This window comes from Acinetobacter sp. yr461 (genome assembly GCF_900110445.1).
In the GTDB taxonomy this organism is placed as follows: Bacteria; Pseudomonadota; Gammaproteobacteria; order Pseudomonadales; family Moraxellaceae; genus Acinetobacter; species Acinetobacter calcoaceticus.
Window position 1 is genome coordinate 1 of record NZ_FODU01000034.1, and the last position, 1,771, is coordinate 1,771.

The window sequence follows — 1,771 nt, forward strand, 5'->3', positions numbered from 1 at the left end:
CCCGCACAATAAGCAATAAGGAGAAATAACATGAGCTACCAGAAACTCAGCCGTGACCAGATTGCAAAACGTGTGGCACAAGATATTCCAGATGGCGCCTATGTAAACTTGGGCATTGGTTTACCAACCAAGATCGCCAGCTACTTACCTAACGATAAAGATATTTTCCTTCATTCTGAAAATGGTCTGTTGGCTTTTGGTCCCCCACCAGCAGCCGGTGAAGAAGACCCTGAACTGATTAATGCGGGTAAAGAATTTGTGACCATGCTTGAGGGCGGCAGCTTTTTCCATCATGGCGACTCATTTGCGATGATGCGTGGTGGACACCTTGATATTGCTGTACTAGGTGCTTTTCAGGTTGCAGCCAATGGTGACTTGGCGAACTGGCACACGGGTGCACCCAATGCGATTCCTGCTGTGGGTGGTGCGATGGATTTAGCGGTTGGTGCTAAAAAAGTATTTATCACCACAGACCACGTGACCAAGCAAGGCGAACCGAAGATTGTGGCTGAGCTAACTTATCCGGTAACGGGTAAGCACTGTGTGGACCGTATTTACACCGATCTGTGTGTGATTGATGTGACCAAAGATGGTTTGAAAGTGATTGAGAAAGTAGAAGGTCTTAACTTTGAAGAGTTACAGGCTTTAACGGGTGCAACTTTGATTGATACAACAAAAACTTAAGTTTTATAAAGCTTCAGATCACGAGTTAAAGCAAAAGTTTCTTGTACAAGCAATGCCTTACTTTTTAAGGATAAAAAGTAACAAAAATCCTTTGTTACTCAGACACAACATCCCTGTTGTGCTGAGCAACCAGGCGACATCCATGTCGCCACCGCGAAACACAGAATGGAAGGCTTTGAATACGGTTCTTACTTATTAATTTGGATTTTCCCGTAATTCGCTATTGTGACAGGCGACATGGATGTCGCCCGTTGAACAGGGAGGCATGGAAGCCTCCTCTGTTCAACAAAGGTTTTTGGTCACTTTTTTAAAAAAGTGACAAGAATTAGCTACTAGCATTTGGCTCAACGCGATAAGACTCCGTCATGACTACTCCTAATTTAGTAGTAACGATGAGCTCCAGCAAATGCTGAAAAAGAGTCTAACGATGTGGCAATGACAGCAACAGATTTTAAAATGGAAATGTAAGAATGAAAAACGCTTATATCATCGATGCCATCCGTACTCCATTCGGCCGTTACGCCGGTGGCCTTGCTCCTGTGCGTGCCGATGACCTTGGCGCTGTGCCGATTAAAGCTTTAATCCAACGTAACCCAAATGTAGATTGGGAACAGGTCGATGATGTGATCTATGGCTGTGCTAACCAAGCGGGTGAAGACAACCGTAATGTCGGTCGTATGTCAGCTTTACTTGCTGGTTTACCGTATCAGGTTCCAGCAACCACCATTAACCGTTTGTGTGGTTCATCACTCGATGCGATTGCTATGGCTGCCCGTGCTATTAAAGCAGGTGAAGCTAACTTGGTGATTGCAGGTGGTGTAGAAAGCATGAGCCGTGCACCCTATGTGATGGGTAAGTCTGACAGTGCTTTTGGCCGTAGCCAGAAGATTGAAGACACCACCATGGGCTGGCGTTTTATTAACCCAAAACTTAAAGAATTGTATGGTGTAGATACCATGCCCCAGACTGCCGAAAACGTGGCTGAAAAGTTCAACGTCAATCGTGCAGATCAGGACCAGTTTGCCTTGGTGAGCCAACAACGCACCGCAAGCGCGCAAGCCAAAGGCTTTTTTTCTAAAGAAATCGT

2 protein-coding genes are annotated in these 1,771 nt (G+C 45.5%); both read left to right on the top strand.

Annotated elements, in window-relative coordinates; all coding sequences use genetic code 11:
• The first annotated feature begins 30 nt into the window (after positions 1-30).
• Entirely contained in the window at positions 31-684 is a 654-nt protein-coding gene (locus BMW38_RS19230) for a 3-oxoacid CoA-transferase subunit B (protein ID WP_092711092.1), read from the top strand.
• Positions 685-1,154: 470 nt separating this feature from the next.
• Positions 1,155-1,771: thiolase family protein (locus BMW38_RS19235; RefSeq protein ID WP_280138568.1), on the top strand; the 617-nt coding region annotated here is incomplete at its 3' end.